This window comes from Verrucomicrobium sp. (genome assembly GCA_028283855.1).
Lineage (GTDB): Bacteria > Verrucomicrobiota > Verrucomicrobiia > Methylacidiphilales > GAS474 > GAS474.
In genome coordinates, this window is record JAPWJX010000004.1 from 13,179 (window position 1) to 29,704 (window position 16,526).

The 16,526-nt window shown below is 67.2% G+C and carries 14 protein-coding genes and 1 pseudogene; 5 read left to right on the plus strand and 10 right to left on the minus strand.

The window, feature by feature from the left end; translation table 11 throughout:
* Positions 1-9: 9 nt before the first annotated feature.
* Positions 10-1,272, plus strand: coding sequence for an MFS transporter (locus tag PW734_08360; protein ID MDE1171202.1), 1,263 nt, complete (start codon positions 10-12; stop codon positions 1,270-1,272).
* Positions 1,273-1,275: 3 nt separating this feature from the next.
* On the opposite strand, the gene PW734_08365 is transcribed toward PW734_08360, so the two are convergent.
* From PW734_08365 to PW734_08380, 4 genes and pseudogenes are all read right to left on the minus strand, one after another.
* Positions 1,276-1,932: a TlpA disulfide reductase family protein gene (locus PW734_08365; GenBank protein MDE1171203.1), complete on the minus strand. Its 657-nt coding sequence runs from the start codon at positions 1,930-1,932 to the stop codon at positions 1,276-1,278.
* The gene (gene msrA, locus PW734_08370; GenBank protein MDE1171204.1) at positions 1,929-2,519 is read right to left on the minus strand and encodes a peptide-methionine (S)-S-oxide reductase MsrA; all 591 of its coding nucleotides are present in this window, start codon (positions 2,517-2,519) and stop codon (positions 1,929-1,931) included. Before msrA ends, PW734_08365 begins: the two co-directional genes overlap by 4 nt.
* A pseudogene (gene msrB, locus PW734_08375) lies at positions 2,516-2,956 on the minus strand (peptide-methionine (R)-S-oxide reductase MsrB). The gene msrA and the pseudogene msrB overlap by 4 nt, the downstream one beginning before the upstream one ends.
* 105 nt (positions 2,957-3,061) lie before the next feature.
* On the minus strand, positions 3,062-3,562 hold the full coding sequence (locus PW734_08380; GenBank protein ID MDE1171205.1) for a DUF2721 domain-containing protein: 501 nt from the start codon (positions 3,560-3,562) through the stop codon (positions 3,062-3,064).
* A 59-nt stretch (positions 3,563-3,621) separates the two neighbouring features.
* Between PW734_08380 and PW734_08385 the strand changes: the two genes are divergently transcribed.
* Together PW734_08385 and PW734_08390 are read left to right on the plus strand one after the other, a co-directional pair.
* Complete coding sequence (locus PW734_08385; GenBank protein MDE1171206.1) at positions 3,622-5,685, plus strand: hypothetical protein; 2,064 nt, start codon at positions 3,622-3,624, stop codon at positions 5,683-5,685.
* Positions 5,686-5,729: 44 nt separating this feature from the next.
* Positions 5,730-6,674: an aldo/keto reductase gene (locus PW734_08390; protein MDE1171207.1), complete on the plus strand. Its 945-nt coding sequence runs from the start codon at positions 5,730-5,732 to the stop codon at positions 6,672-6,674.
* Here PW734_08390 and PW734_08395 read toward each other — a convergent pair.
* Genes PW734_08395 through PW734_08405 form a run of 3 tightly spaced genes read right to left on the minus strand, consistent with a single transcriptional unit; the run spans position 6,671 to position 9,863 of the window.
* Positions 6,671-7,039 (minus strand): response regulator, encoded by a 369-nt coding sequence (locus PW734_08395; protein ID MDE1171208.1) that lies wholly within the window; start codon positions 7,037-7,039, stop codon positions 6,671-6,673. The two genes, PW734_08390 and PW734_08395, sit on opposite strands and share 4 nt — an antisense overlap.
* Positions 7,036-7,410 carry a response regulator gene (locus PW734_08400; protein ID MDE1171209.1) on the minus strand — a complete coding sequence of 125 codons (375 nt, stop codon included), beginning with the start codon at positions 7,408-7,410 and terminating at the stop codon, positions 7,036-7,038. Before PW734_08400 ends, PW734_08395 begins: the two co-directional genes overlap by 4 nt.
* Positions 7,407-9,863, minus strand: coding sequence for a PAS domain-containing protein (locus PW734_08405; protein MDE1171210.1), 2,457 nt, complete (start codon positions 9,861-9,863; stop codon positions 7,407-7,409). The genes PW734_08400 and PW734_08405 overlap by 4 nt, the downstream gene beginning before the upstream one ends.
* A 95-nt stretch (positions 9,864-9,958) precedes the next feature.
* Here PW734_08405 and PW734_08410 point away from each other — a divergent pair, with 95 nt between their 5' ends.
* Both PW734_08410 and PW734_08415 read left to right on the plus strand, forming a co-directional pair.
* Positions 9,959-11,485 (plus strand): porin, encoded by a 1,527-nt coding sequence (locus tag PW734_08410; GenBank protein ID MDE1171211.1) that lies wholly within the window; start codon positions 9,959-9,961, stop codon positions 11,483-11,485.
* 105 nt (positions 11,486-11,590) lie between these two features.
* Positions 11,591-13,045 (plus strand): exopolysaccharide biosynthesis polyprenyl glycosylphosphotransferase, encoded by a 1,455-nt coding sequence (locus PW734_08415; GenBank protein ID MDE1171212.1) that lies wholly within the window; start codon positions 11,591-11,593, stop codon positions 13,043-13,045.
* On the opposite strand, the gene PW734_08420 is transcribed toward PW734_08415, so the two are convergent.
* The 3 genes from PW734_08420 to PW734_08430 are packed head-to-tail and all read right to left on the minus strand — an operon-like array spanning position 13,042 to position 16,466.
* Entirely contained in the window at positions 13,042-13,833 is a 792-nt protein-coding gene (locus tag PW734_08420) for a metallophosphoesterase (protein ID MDE1171213.1), read from the minus strand. The two genes, PW734_08415 and PW734_08420, sit on opposite strands and share 4 nt — an antisense overlap.
* A gap of 39 nt (positions 13,834-13,872) precedes the next feature.
* A complete protein-coding gene (locus PW734_08425) occupies positions 13,873-14,982 on the minus strand; it encodes a glycosyltransferase family 1 protein (protein ID MDE1171214.1) in 1,110 nt (369 codons plus the stop codon).
* A complete protein-coding gene (locus PW734_08430; GenBank protein MDE1171215.1) occupies positions 14,979-16,466 on the minus strand; it encodes a hypothetical protein in 1,488 nt (495 codons plus the stop codon). Before PW734_08430 ends, PW734_08425 begins: the two co-directional genes overlap by 4 nt.
* Positions 16,467-16,526 lie beyond the last annotated feature (60 nt).

The following is a 16,526-nucleotide window of genomic DNA, read 5'->3' on the forward strand; positions in this document are numbered from 1 at the left end:
AGTGGAAAGGTGGAAAACCTGCCTGACAAAGCCGATCCCTACGCCGCCTGGCGGCAGGGGCCCTTCCGCCTCTTCATCTCCGGACGGGCCATCTTCCTCATCGGCACCCAGATGCAGAACGCGGCCGTGGGCTGGGAGGTCTACGAGCGGCTGGGGACGAAGCTGGCGCTGGCCTACGTCGGCCTGGTGCAGATCCTCCCCGTCTTTTTCCTGACTTTGCCCGCCGGGCACCTGGCCGACCGCGCCGATCGGAAGAAGATCCTCCTTTCCGCCATCGCGCTCTATCTCTCCTGCTCCGTCGGCCTGGCCTGGGTTTCCTGGAAGGCGGCCTCGCCCTTCCTCATTTACACGCTGCTTTTCTTCCTGGCGGTGGCGCGGGCCTTCGCCATGCCGGCGATGGGCTCCCTTTTGCCCAATCTTCTGCCCCGCAAGGTGTGGGGCAACGCGGCAACGTGGAACAGCACGGTTTTCGAGCTGACGGGGCTGGTCGGCCCGGCGTTGGGCGGCTTCCTCATCGCGGCCTCCGGCCATGCCACGGTGGTCTATGCCTTTGCGGCCTGTTCCGGGGTGGCCTGTTTTTCCCTCTTTCAGTTCCTCCCTTCCGTCCGTCCGGAAGGGCCGCCGAAGGCGGCGACGTGGCGGAGCCTGGGGGAGGGCCTCCGCTTCATGTTCCGCACGCGGATTTTGTTGGCGGCGGCCAGCCTGGACCTCTTCGCCATGTTCCTGGGCGGCGCGGTGGCGCTCCTGCCCGTGGTGGCCAAGGACATCCTCCACGTCGGCCCGCACGGTTTCGGCTGGCTGCGGGCGGCCCCCTCCATCGGCGCGATGGCGATGGCCTTCTGCACCGCCCACCTGCCGCCGTGGCGGAAGGCGGGACGCGTCCTCTTCGGGGCCTTCATCGGCTTCGGCGCGGCCATGATCGTCTTCGGCCTTTCGCACAGCTTTTGGCTCTCGTTCTCGATGCTGGTCCTCACCGGCCTTTTCGACAATTTGAACGTCGTCATCCGGCAGACGCTCATCCAGTTCATCACGCCGGACTCGATGCGGGGCCGCGTCACCTCGGTCAACTTCCTCTTCATCGGCCTCTCCAACGAGCTGGGCGAGTTCGAGTCCGGCCTGACGGCGCAGTGGCTCGGCACGGCTCCGGCTATTGTCCTGGGAGGGATCGGGACGGTCCTCGTCGCCCTGCTGGTGATGAGGCTCTCGCCGCCCCTGCGGCGGCTGGGCCCGCTGCACGAGGTGAAGACGGCGCCGGCGATGGAAGGGATCTAGGCTCTACTTCTTCTTCACCTTCTGCGCCAGGAGGGGGAGGATCTGCCCTTCGAACTGGCTGCGGTCGGTATAGCCGCCTTCCCGCGCGACGATGTTCCCCAGGCGGTCGATGAGGAAGCTGGTGGGGATCGCCGCGATGCCCCCGTAGGCGGCGGCGACCTGAGGGTTGCCCATGACGACGGGGAAGTTGACGTGGTAGGCCTGCAGGAACGGCCTCACCGCCGCAGGCCCTTCCGCGTCCAGGGAGACGCCGATGACGGCAAGCCCCTGGTCCCCGTATTTTTGCTGAAGGTAGACGAAGCCGGGCATCTCCTGCTGGCAGGGCGGGCACCAGGTGGTGAAGAAGTCGAGGATCACGACCTTCCCCCGGAAGTTTTCCAGGGAGACGGTGCCCCGGCCTCCCGCGTCCGGCAGGCTCCAGAGCGGCGCGGCGACGGCGTCCCGGGCCCGCGCCTGCGTTGGAGGCGGGGCGGATGCCCGGGCCGCGTCGGCGGCGTCGACGGAGTCGTCCAGGGGGGCGGCGGCGTTCGGCGGGGTGCCGAAGTCGGCGGGCGTCGGCCCGGCGGCCGCGGGAGGCGTGCCGAAGGTGACGGGAGGCTCCGCGGAGGCGGCGGAAAGTCCCAGCCCCAGGAGGGCGGCCAGGAGGAGGGAGCGGATCATTTGAAGGGAACGGGCGGGGGGTGCTGCTCCAGCTTCTGCAGCTTGGGGCTGATGACGTAGGCGCAGTAGGGCACGTCGGGATGCTTGCGGAAGTAGTCCTGGTGGTAGTCCTCCGCCGGGTAGAAGGCGGGCAGGGGGGAGATCTCCGTCACGATCTCCTGGTGGAAGCGGGCGGCGGCTTCCTTCTTCGACGCCTCGGCCTCCTGCTTCTGCGCGTCGCCCTGATAGAAGATGACGGAGCGGTATTGGGTCCCCACGTCGTTGCCCTGGCGGTTGAGGGTGGTGGGATCGTGGACGTCCCAGAAGATTTCCAGGAGCTGCCGGTAGGTGATGACGGCGGGATCGTAGGTGATCTCGACGACCTCGGCGTGGCCGGTCGCGCCGGTGCAGACCTGCTCATAGGTCGGATTTGGGCGCTGGCCGCCCGCATAGCCGCAGACGATCTTCTCCACGCCCTTGAACTTCTTGTAGAGCGCCTCCGAGCACCAGAAGCAGCCCATGCCGAAGACGGCGGTCTCGGCCTTGGGCGCGGCGGGGGAGGTCATGGGGAGGAGGAGAAGCGCAAGCAGGAGGAGGCGCGCGCTCACTTCGCGCCGCTCTTCTTCTCGAAGAGCTTCAGGTAGTCGCCGTAGCCTTCCTCCTTCATCTTCTCCTTCGGGATGAAGCGGAGGGCGGCGGAATTGATGCAGAAGCGCTGGCCTGTGGGGGCGGGGCCGTCCTCAAAAAGGTGGCCCAGGTGGGAGTCGCCCTCCTTGGAGCGGACCTCCGTGCGGACCATGCCGTGGGAGCTGTCGCCCTTTTCCGTCACGGCCTTCGGGTCGATCGGCTGGGTGAAGCTGGGCCAGCCGGTGCCGGAGTCGAACTTGTCGGTGGAGGAGAAGAGGGGCTTCCCCGTTACGACGTCGACGTAGATGCCTTCCTGATGGTTGTTCCAGTAGGCGTTGTGGAAGGGCGGCTCGGTGCCGCACTGCTGGGTGACGTAATACTGCTCCGGGGTCAGCTTCGTTTTGAGGTCGTCAGCGTTCATGGTTGGGGTGGCGGCTATTCCCAAGGCGAGCGCGCCCGCCGCGCGGAAAAGCCAGCGTTTCATGTGAGATACAATCTACTCCCTTCCAGGGGAAAAGAAAGCCTATGAAGCCAGCCGCTTGCGGATGACGACGGCCTCATCCTGCATGTTCATAAGAGAGAGCTGGGTGGCCCGGAAGAGGCAGGCGCTGCCCACGATCAGGCTGCCCGCCCCCACGAAGCCCAGCGCCAGCCCCAGGTAGGTGAGGATCTGGAACCAGACCGCGCCGTGGAAGTCGACCAGGGTGGCTCCCAGCAGGGTGACGAGCGTCGCGCCGGCGAAGGAGGCGATGGCGATGTAGATGGCGTGGAGGGAGCGGAGAAGAAGGACCCCCTGGGCTTCCACCCGGCCGACCTGAGCCAGAAAGCGGGCTCCGTCCTCCCCTTCCAGGCGGCCCTGCTCGGAGCGTTTGTAGAGCTCGTGCATCCGGTCGCGCGTGCGCAGGAGGCGGTTGATCGTGCCGGTGGCCAGGAGGCTGGAAGCGTTCGTCAGCAGCGCCGGGGCGGCGATGAAGGTGAGGGCGGAAAAGGGGTTCTGCGCCAGGGAGGTGTCCATCATCAGCATGGCCGGAACCCTACGCGTGGCCGCTTGGCTTTGCCAGGAGGAACGGGCAGGATGGAGGGATGCGGCTCACCCTTCTCCTACTTGCCGTGTTTCTTCCTCCCCTGGTTGCGGCGCCCCTGCGGACCGCGCCGGAAAAAGCCTCCCACCCCCTGGATCCCCTCACGGCGGCCGAGTTCGGCGTGCTGCGGGAGGTGGCGGCCAAGGAATTCGGCGCGGACAAGACGGTCTGCGGCTGGGCCCAGCTCAACGAGCCGCCGAAGGAGGAGGTCCTGGCCTTCCGGCCCGGGCAGCCTTTCCGCCGGGAGGCGCTGGCCGCCTTCCTGGTTCCCGCGCGGAAGACCGCCTATGAGGTCGTCGTCGACCTGCGGGGGAGGAAGCTCGTCTCCTGCAAGGATCTGGGGAACCTCCAGCCCTTCGTCACCAATTACGACCACGACGTCGCCGTGGAGGTGATCGACGCCTCCCCGGAGGTCCGCGCCGCGCTGGAGAAGCGGGGCTACAAGCTGGACGGGAAGAAGATTTCCGAGCGTTTCCTGGTCGACTACTACGCCCCGGGCGACGATCCGCGCCTCCGCCGGGACGGGAAGACGGTCCGCGCCCAGCGCATCCTCTTTGCCGACCGCCAGGGCGGGACGAACGACTACGGCCCCTACGTCGAGGGGCTCATGGCACTGGTCGACGTGTACGACAAGAAGATCCTGGCCCTCTACGACTATCCCGGCCCGAAGTCGCCGGAAAACGTGCCGCACGACATCTACAGCCGCGCCGTCCTGGGGCCGAAGGCGCCGTCCAGCCCGCTGCATCTGGTTTCCGCCCCCTTCGGCAAGGGGGACCTGAAGGTCGACGGCAACCACGTCGCCTGGGGCCCGTGGGACTTCCGCTACGGCTTCAACCAGCGGGAGGGGCTCGTCCTCTACCAGATCGCCCACCGGGACGGCGACCGCCTCCGCTCCGTCTGCTACCGCGCCGCCGTTTCCGAGATGCTCGTCCCCTACTCGGAACCGGCGCCGGAATGGGTCTGGCGGGAGTTCTTCGACGTGGGGGAATACGGCCTCGGCTTCTGCTCCAACCAGATCAACGCGGGCAAGGAACTGCCCACCAACGCCGTGACGGCCGACGCCGTCTTCCCGGAGCAGGACCTCTCCCTTTCCAAGGACTACGGCAGCCGCGTCTGTTTCTACGAGCGGGACGGCGGCGCGCTCTTCGCCCACACCCAGCCGGATGACGGCTCCCGCGTCTACGCCCGGGGGAAGGAGCTGGTCGTCGGCTTCATCGCCACCGTCGGCAACTATGACTACCTCTACAAATGGGTCTTCCGCCAGGACGGCAGCTTCGGCTTCGAGACGGAGCTGGAGGGCCTCATTCTCAACAAGACCGTGCCCCCGCCGACCGACTGCTCCCTCTGCCGGAAGGAGGAAGGGCCCGGCACCTACGTGACCGACGAGGAGCCCTACGGCACCCTGGTTTCCCCGCAGATCCTGGGCGTCTTCCACCAGCACTGGGTGAGCCTGCGGATGGACTTCGACATCGACGGCACGGCCAACGCGGTGAAGGAGGTCGACACGGTGGGCGTTCCCTTCGACGCGGCGAAGAACCCGCGCGGCCGGGCCTTCCGCCTGCGGCAGACCGTCTTCGGCACGGCGGCGGAAGCGGAGCGGCTCGTCGATCCCGGGGCCAACCGCTGCTGGGTCGTCTACAATCCGGCGCTCCAGTCCCCGCTCGGCCACCATCCGGGCTACGCCATCGTGCCGCAGGGGAACACCACCTCCTGCATCCCGCCGTACCGCTGGGGCGGGGAGACTTCCTTCTCCCAGCGCCATTTCTGGGTGACGCCCTATAAGGAGGGCCAGCTCTACGCCGCCGGCCGCTATCCGAACGAGGCCCCGGCCGATCTGCACGACAACCTGGCCGCCTACGCCAAGGCGGGCGGCTCCATCTACAAGGCGGACGACGTGGTCTGGTACAGCCTTGGCTTTACCCACATCACCCGTCCGGAGGACTACCCGCTGATGCCCGCCGTCCATGTGGGGGTCGACTTCGTGCCGGACGGCTTCTTCCTGCGCTCCCCGGCCATGGGCTACGCCCACCCGGAGCCGCGCGGCGTGCCCCCCACGCAGGAGTAGATTTTTTGACAGGCGGGGCGGGCGGGGTAGAATGTTCATGCTTTATGAACAAACGCATCCTTGGCGGCTCCGACCTTTCCATCACCCCCATCGGCTTCGGCGCGTGGGCCATCGGCGGGGGGGACTGGCAGTTCGGCTGGGGGGACCAGGATGACGCCGCCTCCATCCGCGCCATCCACCGGGCCCTGGAACTGGGCGTCAACTGGATCGACACCGCCGCCGTCTACGGCCTGGGCCGCTCGGAGGAAGTCGTCCGCCGCGCCCTGGCGGAGTGGAAGGGGGAGCGCCCCCACGTCTTCACCAAGTGCGGCATGATTTGGAACGAGAAGCGGGAGGTCGACTATTCCCTGCGCGCCCCCTCCATCCGCAAGGAAGTGGAGGCCAGCCTGCGCCGCCTGGGCGTGGAGACGATCGACCTCTACCAGATCCACTGGCCCGCCGACGACCTGGAGGAGACGAAGGAGGGCTGGGCCGAGCTGGCCAAGCTGAAGCAGGAGGGGAAGATCCGCTGGGCCGGGGCCAGCAACTTCAGCGCGGAGGAGCTGCGCGCCGCCCAGGCCATCGCGCCCGTGGCTTCCCTCCAGCCGCCCTACTCCCTGATCCGCCGCGATATCGAGGCCGAGGTTCTCCCCGTCTGCCGGAAGGAGAACATCGGCGTCATCGCCTATTCCCCCATGGCGTCCGGCCTTCTCACCGGCGCGGTGACGCGGGAACGCGCGGCGGCCTTCCCGGCCAACGACTGGCGCAGCCGCAACCCGGAGTTCCAGGAGCCGAAGCTTTCGGAAAACCTCGCCCGCGTGGAGCGGCTGAAGAAGGTCGGCGCGCGCCACGGCCGTTCCGCCGGGGAGGTCGCCATCGCCTGGGTGCTGCGCGATCCGGTGGTGACGGGCGCCATCGTCGGCGCGCGGAGCCCGGAGCAGGTGGAGGGCGTCGTCGGCGCCGCGGGCCTCAAGCTGGCCGCGGAGGAAATCGCGGAGATCGAGGGCTAGGCCGCCATGCGCGCCGCTTCCTCCACCTGCCGGGGGAGGGAGCGGTGGCTGACCGGCTTGACGACGAAGGCGGTGAAGCCCGCCTGGCGCCAGTGGCGCCCGCCGAGCTGGTCGGGATGGGCGGTGACGCCCACCACCGGGATGGAGGCCGTCTCCGGCGCCTGCCGGATGCGCAGGGTGAAGGTGACGCCGTCCATGTGGGGCAGCTGAAGGTCGGTGAGAATCACTTGGGGCCGCTCCGTTTCCAGGATCGTCATGGCCTCCTCCGCGCTGTGGGCGCCCAGGATCTCGTGGCCCTCGCCGCTGAGGATGGAATGGGCCAGCTTGAAGTCGGCGGCCTCGTCTTCGATCAAAAGGATTTTCATGCTTTTTTCGCCAGATGCTCGGCGATCTGCTGGGGGAATTTGCGGGTGTCGATGGGCTTGGTGATATAGCCGTCGCACCCGGCGGCGAAGGCCTTTTCCGCGTCCCCTTTCATGGCGTGGGCGGTGAGGGCGACGATGGGAAAGGGGCGGATGCCTTCGTCCGCCTTGAGGAGGCGGGCCAGCGTCAGGCCGTCCATCTCCGGCAGCTGGAGGTCCAGGAGCAGCAGGTCGGGCGGCGCCTGCCGGATCATTTCCAGCGCGCTCTCGGCGTCCTCCGCCTGGCCCACGCGGTAGCCTTCCGCCTCCAGGATGTGGGTGGCCAGCTTGAGGTTCACGACGCTGTCGTCGACGACCAGGATGTAGGGGTTCATGCGGAGACGGGGGCCGGTGAGGAAAGATGGGCGGGCAGGATCACGGTGAAGGTGCTGCCTTTTCCGAAGGCGCTTTCCACCTGGATCGTTCCCTCATGGAGGGTAACCAGCTTTTTCGTGAGGGCCAGTCCCAAGCCGGTGCCCTGGTAGCGGCGGCCCGGGCCGGTGTCGAGCTGCTCGAACTCGCTGAAGAGGCGCGGCAGGTCTTCTTCCTTGATGCCGATGCCGGAGTCGGAGACGGCGATGCGGATCCGCCCGTCTCTCTGCGGCGCCAGGTGCAGGGTGACCCGGCCTCCCTCCGGGGTAAACTTGATGGCGTTGGAGAGGAGGTTGTAGAGGATCTGCTTGATCTTCTGGAGGTCGAGGGTGACGGCGTCGTCCGCCAGCTCGAACCAGGGAAAGAAGATGATTTTCTTTTCCCGGATGAGGGGCTGGAGGACGGTGGTGACCTCCTCCGCGGCGGCGCAGAGGGAGAAGGGCTCCAGGGAAAGCTCCATCCGGCCCGCCTCCACCTTCGCCAGGTCCAGCAGGTCGTTGATGAGCTGGAGAAGATGGCGGGCGCTCTTGAGCACGTCGTCGAGGAACTCCTTCTGCTTGGCGTTGAGCGGGCCGGGCTTTTCGTCGTGGAGGAACTCGGAAAAGCCGATGATGCCGTTGAGCGGCGTGCGCAGCTCGTGGGACATGTTGGCCAGGAACTCGCTCTTGAGGCGGTTGGCCTCCTGGGCGCGGGCCGATTCCGCCTCCAGCGCGGCGTTCTGGTCGACGAGGCGCTGGTGAAGGCTCTTCAGCTCGGTGATATCGGTCGTCGTCCCCACGTGCCCGGCGAAGTGCCCGGCGGCGTCCCGGATGGGCACGGCGCGGGCCTCCACCCAGCGGACGCCGCCCTCGCCGGAGGCGAAGCGGAATTCCTCCTGGAAGAAGGTGCCCTTTTGCACGGAATCCATCCAGCTGGCGGAAATGCGGGGCAGGTCGTCGGCGTGGACGGCGCGCTTCCAGCCGTCGCCCAGGCCTTCGTCCCCCAGCCCGGCGATCTCCCGCCAGCGGGGGTTGAGGTAGACGGCGCGGCCCTGCTCGTCGGTGCGGAAGATGCCGATGGGGGAGCCGGCGGCCAGGGTGCGGAAGCGCTCCTCGCTCTCCGTCAGCTCCGCGGTGCGTGCGGCGACGCGGCTTTCCAGCAGGGCGTTGGCCTCCTTCTGGTCGTGGATGTCGATGCTGGTGCCGATCCACCGCAGGATGCGGCCGGTGGTGTCCCGTTGGGGGACGGAGCGCACCTGGTGCCAGCGGTAGGCGCCCCCGGCGCGGCGGAAGCGGGCCTGCTCGGTGAATTCCGTGCCTGTCTTGCGCGCCTCGTCCCACTTCGCGCGGGCGGCGGGCAGCTCGTCCGGGTGGAGCACCTTCTGCCAGGCCCCGGTCAGGCCCTCCTCCGTGCTCAGGCCGGTGTAGAGGTGCCAGTATTGGTTGATGTATTCGACGGTGCCGTCCGGCCGCGAGGTCCAGATGATCTGCGGCATGGCGTCGGAAAGGAAGCGGAGGTTCTCCTCGCTCTTGCGCAGTTCCTCCGTCCGCTCGACGACCTTTTGCTGGAGGATCTCGTTGATCTCCCGGTCCCGGGCGTGGGATTTGAGGGCCAGCCGGATGGCGTAGACCACCGCCGCGCTCAGGCCGAGGCCCAGGATCAGGATCAGGTGGGGCAGCTGCGTGTTCTTGGGGGAGAGGGCGTCTCTCAGGGGCGTGAGGGCGAGCTGCCACTCCATGTTCTGGTAGCGGAAAGGAAGGGAGATGCGGAAGCGTTCCAGCGCCGGATCGGGCGCCGCGTGGCGGTAGATCGTTTCCTTCCGGTCCCGCACTTCCAGGGAGTAATTGTCCAGGTTTGCCTCTGACAGGGCGACGTCCAGGAGGCGGTTGATCTGGAAGGTGCAGACGATGGCGCCGCCGAACTGCCCGTCCGGGTAGAACGGGATGCAGGCCAGGAAGCCGAGCTCGCCGTTGGAGAGGTGGAAGGCGGGCGTGATGACGAGGCGCCACTGCTGCTTGGCCAGGAGAAGCGCGGCCTGGCGCATGGGTGCGGCGGAGGCGTCGGGCGTTTCGTCGTCGCCGCTGGCGGAGGCCAGCCAGCGGGTCTTCAGGTCGGCGTTGACCCATTCGATCTCCTGGTAGGCGCGCTCCTGCGTGATGTAGAGGTCGGCGTCCGACTGCCATTCCGCCTGGGTGATCTGCCGCCGCATTTGGGAGCGGCGGGCCATTCGTTCCAAGGCGCGCATGCGGGAGTCGATGGCCTGCGTCAGGGCGGTCTGAAGATGCCCGGCGGTCAGAAGGGTGTCATTGCGGATCTGGCGCTCGTTGGCTTCCAGAAGTGCCTGCCAAAAAAAGATGACCGAGATCAGCAGGATGCCGCCGATGATCCATGGCACACCCCGGGGACGCAGGGGGAAGGAAGAGGGGGGGGTGGCCACGGTGTCGAGGGAAAGGTAGGAGATTGTGATCGCCTGCCAAGCAAAGGAGAATAGGAATTGACACCTATATCCTCTCTTTTAAGAAGGAAAGAAGGATGAAAGAATATAAAATCACTAGATTTTATATTCTAATAGGCCTCTTTTGCCTGACTGCTTCTCTGGGCCGGGCGGAGGACGATGCCGCCGCCGATCCGACGGCGGCGACCTCTTCTTCCTCTTCCGTGGATGATCTCCGGCGGCAGCTCCAGGATTTGCAGAACAAGGTCATTGACCTGCAAAGCCGCCAGGAGGTGCAGCAGGAACAGCTCCACAACGCGGGCCTCACCAACCTGCCGACGGTCCGCGTCAGCTCCCAGGGCTTCGAGCTGCAGTCGGCCGACAAGCAGTTCGACCTTCGCCTGCGCGGCCTCATGCAGGTCGACGCGCGCGAGTTCCTTTCCCCGGGCAATAGCGGGGGCGCGCCGGGGGACGGCATCTACGTCCGCCGCCTGCGGCCCATTTTTCAGGGCACGCTGTGGGGCGCCTATGAGTTTGTTTTGGAGCCCGACTTCGGCTCCCGCTCCGGCGGGGCGGGGGGCACCAGCGGCAGCACCGCCGTCCTGGCCAACGCCTACATCAACATCCACTACAACGACACCGTGCAGCTGATGGCCGGCCGGTGGAAGGGCCCCGTCGGCTTCGAGCGGGCGGAGCCCTCCCGCGACACCATCTGGATCGAGAACGGCCTGCCGCAGAACCTGACGCCGAACTACTACCAGGCCATCGCCGTGCACGGGGACATCAAGAAGGGGGTCTTCTCCTATTCCGTCGGCGTGGGGGAAGGCGTGCGGGACAACGCCAACGCCGACGTGCAGACGCTGATCGACAACAACTACGATTTCATCGCCGCCCTGGGCTGCGCCCCCTTTGCCCAAAGCGAGAACAAGGCGCTCAAGGGCCTTGGCTTCGGCGTGGGGGGCACGGTGGGGGAGCGCGGGGACGCCGCCACGGCGGCCAATGCGCCCCTGGCCACCTACGTCACCCCCGGGCAGACGGTCCTCCTCAATTACAACACCGCCGCCTCCTCCGGCCAGACGGTCGTCGAATCCGAGGACGGCGAGGCGTGGCGCCTGGCCCCTTACATCTACTATTACTACGGGCCGCTGGGCTTCTACGGCGAATACGGCGTCTCCAGCGTGGAGGCGCGCCGCGCCGTCTCCGGCACCGGGACGGGCACGGGCGTCCGTCACGCCAACTTTGAGAACCGCGCCTGGCAGGCCGTCCTTTCCTACGTCCTCACCGGGGAGGACGCGGGCTACCGCGGCGTCGTCCCCTTCCATCCGTTCAGCCCGAAGGAGCATTCCTGGGGCGCCTTTCAAGTCATGGCGCGCTACGGGGAGCTTTACTTCGACGACGCCTACTTCGCCTCCAGCGGCGCGGCGACGGGCGTGGGCGGGGCCTTCGTCGGCTCCGGGCCGCATGACGTGCGCGACATCGGACTGGGCCTCAACTGGTATCTGAACGAGAACATCAAGGCCCAGTTCGATTACGATTACATTTCCTACTCCGGCGGCAACATGCCCGTCACCAAGGCGACGGAAGACGAGAACGCCTTCATCACGCAGCTGCAGCTGGCGTTCTGATCCCTTCCCCGGTCGGGGAAAATTGCGGATGCGGCGGTGAGTAGCACTCCCGATACTGCGTGCTTGGAAAATCGGATACGGTCCCTGCCACAGGTGACCCCCTCAGTGAAAGACGCAGGCAGGTTAGATGGTTTCTTCGGCGGCGAGGCCCGCCAGCTCCGGCTCCATATCCAGGACATGACCGTGCTCATCAGCATGGCGGGGGATTTCATCGTTTTCCTGCTGGGGATGCGCCTGGCTTTTTGCCTTCGCTTTCATTCGCCGGTTGCGGAGTGGCTTCCCCCGTTCAGCCTGGAGCAGGGCGCGTACGGCCGTTTCATCCTCTTCGGCCCCGCGCTCTTTTCCATCTTGGCGATGCTGGGCGGCACCTACCGCCAGGACCGGCGGATCGACCTGCCGTGGGTCTACTGGCACATCGTCCGGCCGATGTTCTTCTGGGCCGTCACCTTCGTTCTGCTCACCTTCCTCTTCCACGTGGAGCCCAGCATTTCCCGAGCCTACATCGCTCTTTCGGTGCTGGTGTGCGGAGGCTTTTTGACGGGCTGGCATCTGCTCCTGGAAAAGCTCTTCGCCATGGCGCCGATCCGGGAGCAGCTGCGGCAGCGCATCCTGGTGATCGGCTGGAACCAGGAGGCGGAGCACCTTCAAAGGGTGCTCCAGGCCGATTCGAGCGCCCGCTACCAGATTGCCGGCTGCCTGCCTTCCGCCCACAGCCGGTATAAGGTCGAGCCGCCCGCGTCCGTGGCGCGGCTGGGGGATTACAACGAGGTGGAGGAAATCGTCGGCGTCCGGAGCATCGACATCGTCCTGGTCGCCGATCTCGATCCGAACACCCGGGAGATGATCGCCCTTTCAGAGCTGTGCGCGCGGCAAATGATCCAGTTCAAGGTCATCCCCTCCTTCTTCCAGATCCTTCTCTCCGGCCTAAAGCTGGAGCGGATCGGCATGGTTCCCGTCCTGGGCGTCACCCGTCTCACCATCAATTCGATGCTCAACCGCGTGCTCAAGCGGACGCTGGACATCGCGGGGGCCCTCGTCGGCCTGCTTTTGGCCGCGCCCATCGTGGCGTTCTGCGGCCTCCTGGTCTATTGGGAGTCTCCCGGGCCCGTCCTCTACGCCCAAGTCCGCGCGGGACGCGGCGGGCGGCTTTTCTCCATCTACAAAATCCGCAGCATGAAGCTCAACGCGGAAGTTGCGGGCGCCGGATGGACGACGAAGGACGATCCCCGCCGCCTCCGCATCGGCGCTTTCCTGCGTAAATACAACTTGGACGAGGTGCCGCAATTCTGGAACGTCCTCAAGGGGGAGATGAGCCTCGTCGGCCCCCGTCCGGAGCGGCCGGAGTGGATCGAGAAGTTCAAGGGCGAAATCCAGTTCTACAACGCCCGCCACTATATCAAGCCCGGCATGACCGGCTGGGCGCAGGTGCACGGCCTGCGGGGGGACAACGACCTGCGGGAGCGTCTCCGCTACGACCTCTACTACATCGAGAACTGGACCCTCCTGCTCGATGTCTACCTGCTCTTCATGACGTTCTTCCGGGTGAAGAACGCCTACTAAGTGAAGGTGACGACGACGATCTCCGGCGGGCAGTTGATCCGCACGTTCACCATCTTCGTGCCGATGCCCCGGCTGACGATGAGGCGGTTGTTGTTCCCCCGCTCGTAGCGCCCCTGGTAGTAGATCCGGCCCGCCTCCGGCAGGATGAGGGGCCCGCCGAAGAGCTGCACCTGCCCTCCGTGGCTGTGCCCGGCCAGGTGAAGGAGGTTGGGCTCCAGGTAGCCGCGCCAGAAATCGGGCTCGTGCCCCAGGACGATCTTGAACTTCCGCGTCTTAAGGGTGCCGTAATCGATCGGTCCGCGCAGCCCCGACTCCATGCCGATGACGGCGTAGTCCGCGTGGTCTTCCCGCTCGTTGCAGAGGACGCGCCAGCCCGCCGCGGCCAGGTCCCGCTGGGTGCGGGTATCCTGCGGGCCGGTCTTGTCGTGGTTGCCGGGGGAAAAGTAGGTCGTCCAGGGGCGCCGCCCGTGGAGGTCGAGGTATTCGCCCAGGTCGGCCCCGGCCACGTCCGTGAAGTCGCCGGGGAAGGCGACCATGTCCGGCTTCAGCTCCTCCAAATGGGAGAGGAGGATGCGGAACTCCTCCGGGCCGAAGAAGTGGCCGATGTGGAGGTCGGCGGCCACGGCGATCCGTTTTCCCGCCAGCGCGCCCGGGCCCGGGACGGCATGATGCGTGATCCGTAGCTGCCTGGGAAAGGGAGAGTAGCAGGTTTCCTCCAGGAGGAAGGCGCCGCCCGCCGCGGCCGCCGAGGCGGTTCCGGCTGCGATGAACTGGCGGCGTGTGAGCACGGCTTAGAATAGAATCGGGCGGCGCGGGGCGGCAATGAGCTAATAAGCGGCGGCGCGGAAGATCTTCCAATAGGCCTCCGCGGCCGCCTCCCAGGTGAAGCGTCCGGCCCAGGCCGCGCCCGTCTCCAGGCGCCTGGCGCGCTCCTCTTCCGGCAGCCGCAGCATCTTGGCCAGCCCGGCGGCGATCGCGCCGGGGTCGAGAGGATCGACCAGCTCCGCCGCGGGCCCGGCGATTTCCGGCAGGCAGGATGCGTTGGAAGAGACGACGAGGGTGCCGGCCAGGGCCGCCTCCAAAAGCGGCAGGCCGAAGCCCTCCTCCAGCGAGGGGTAGCAAAAGACCCGCGCGTCCCGGTAGGCGCGCTGCAGCTCGGCCTCGGAGAGGTAGCCCAGGACCTTGAGGCCCGGTGTTTCCAGGAGGGCGGCCAGCTCCGGCTGCGCGGCGAAGCGCGCCTGCGGACGGCCCACGACGTGCAGCTCCAGTCCGGGGAAGTCGGGCCGGAGCCGCCGGTAGGCCTCGATCAGGCGCGGCAGGTTTTTGTGCGGCTGAAGGGAGCCGACGCAGAGGATGTAGGGCGGCGTGCCGGGCAGGGAGGGGGCGTCGCCGGGGAGGGGGCGGTTCCCGTTGTAGACGCGCGTCAGCCGCTCCGGGCGGAGGTGGAAGTGTTCCCGGGCCTGTCCGGCCACGTAGTCGGAAATGGCCACCACGCGGTCGGCGCGCTGGAGTCCCGGCACCGCGCAGAGCCGCAGGACCAGGGAAAAACGGCGGGAGAACCATTCCGGGTGGAGGTAGAAGTTGAGGTCGTGGAGGGTGACCACCGTCCGCAGCCCGTTGTGCCAGGCGGGGCAGGTGGTGATGGGGTGGTGGGCAACGCGCGCGCCGCGCCGCCGGGCGGCCAGAGGGAAGGCGAATTGCTCCCAGAGCTGCGCGCGGCCCCGGGACCAGTCCTGGAAGGGGACGGGCACCAGCCTGGTGCGCGGCAGCTCTGCCCAGGCGGCGACGCCGGGAAAGCGCGGATCGGCGAAGACGACCGCTTCCTCCCCGCGCGGCGCGCGCAGGATGGCGTCGAAGAGGTGGTAGGCGACGACCTGCGTGCCGGTTGGCTTTGGCGTGCCGGAGAAGCGGCCGTTGAGGGCGAGGGTGAAGCTCATGAGGCGCGGGCTTTCCCCGCGGCGGGCAAAACCACCGCGGCCCAGATGACGAGGAGGAGGGAGGCCAGCCCCCAGAAATAGAAGGCGTCGCTGGTGTTGGAGAGCGGCACCAGGATCTGCAGGGCCACAAGGAGGGTCAAATTCCGGTACAGGCAGGACTGTGGCGCGGCGGCGGCCAGGTGGACCCGCCGCAGGGCCAGGCCGAAGAGGGCCCCCAGCCCCAGTCCCAGGCCGATCACCCCGGCCATGCCGAAGTTGAGGAAGGATTCTCCGAAAAAGGTGATGCGGAGGCCGAAGTGGGTCTCCTCCGACCAGTGCACGATGCGCAGCGCGTTCATGCCCAGATGCCACTGTTTCTTTTCCGGAAAAAGGCCGGAGGGGACCAGGGAGAACGCGCCGCCCAGGTAGGTCTTCCCCATCAGGGGGCTGAAATCCCACCGGCTTAAAACCCAGGAGAAATCGCGCAGGTCGATGACGTTGTCCCCCAGAAAGGCCTGCTGGAAGCTGGCCGCCACCGGATTGCCGCTGGTGAGGGCCTCCGGTTTTGCGCGGAGCAGTTCCGTGAAGCCGCTTAGGAACGTGTAGGCCGTCAGATAAGCCGCGACGGTGCCCACCAGAAGGAGGCGGGGCCACTTCCACTCCATGGAGATCAGGCTGCAGGTGACGAGCAAGGCCAGGGAAAGGGGATAGCGGTTGGTCGTCAGCAGCTGGACGGCGCCCAGCAGCGCCATGAGCACCGGCTCCCAGCGGAGGAGCTTGTGCCGTCCCCGCAGGGCCACGATGGCCAGGCCGCCGAAGAGGAACGGCAGGTAGGTGGTGCCCAGATTGTAAAAGGCGCGCCCGGTGGGGGAGGTGTCCATGAGCAGGCGCGCTTCCGAGCCCTGGAACAGGGGAACCGTATGGGTCAGCGCCATGGGCATGGCCAGGAAGACGAGGCAGACCAGGCTCATGGCTCGCAGGAGCAGAACGAGCCGCCGGTCCAGGACCTCCGCCGGGCGTGGCAGGGGAGGCAGCCGCCCGCCCAAAGCCGCGCAGGTGTGGTAGGAGAGGAAGAGGCCAAGGAAGAGCGTGGCGAAGCCGACGGCGTTGACCGTGATGGCCAGGGAAGACATGGCCAGGATGCCGGAGGAGGCTTCCTTGATGTGGGCGGCGGTGGTGTCCAGGTAGAAGTAGCCGCAGAAGATGAGCGCGTTCTGCGCCAGGGTCAGGGCCAGGATGTCGATGGCGCGGGCGCGCCACATCCAGACGGCGGGCAGGAGGAAGAGGGAGGCCGCCAGGGTGACCGCCGTGAGCTGGGCGGCCGGATCGGGCCAGGCCGTTTCATGCCGCTGGAAAAAGGCGGGAAGGTAGGCGCCGCTCCAATAAGCCAGCGGGCCCAGGATGCCCGCCAGCGCGATGACCAGGGGGACGGCGGCGGAGAGCCGCAGCACGGGCCCGCGCCGGGCGGCGCCGCGGGTGCGGGGGAGCGTCGGCAGGGGGCCCATAGGTCGCCGCCCATCCTGCTTTCAAAGCGGCGGAAGGGCAACCGCCGAAAACGCCTATTG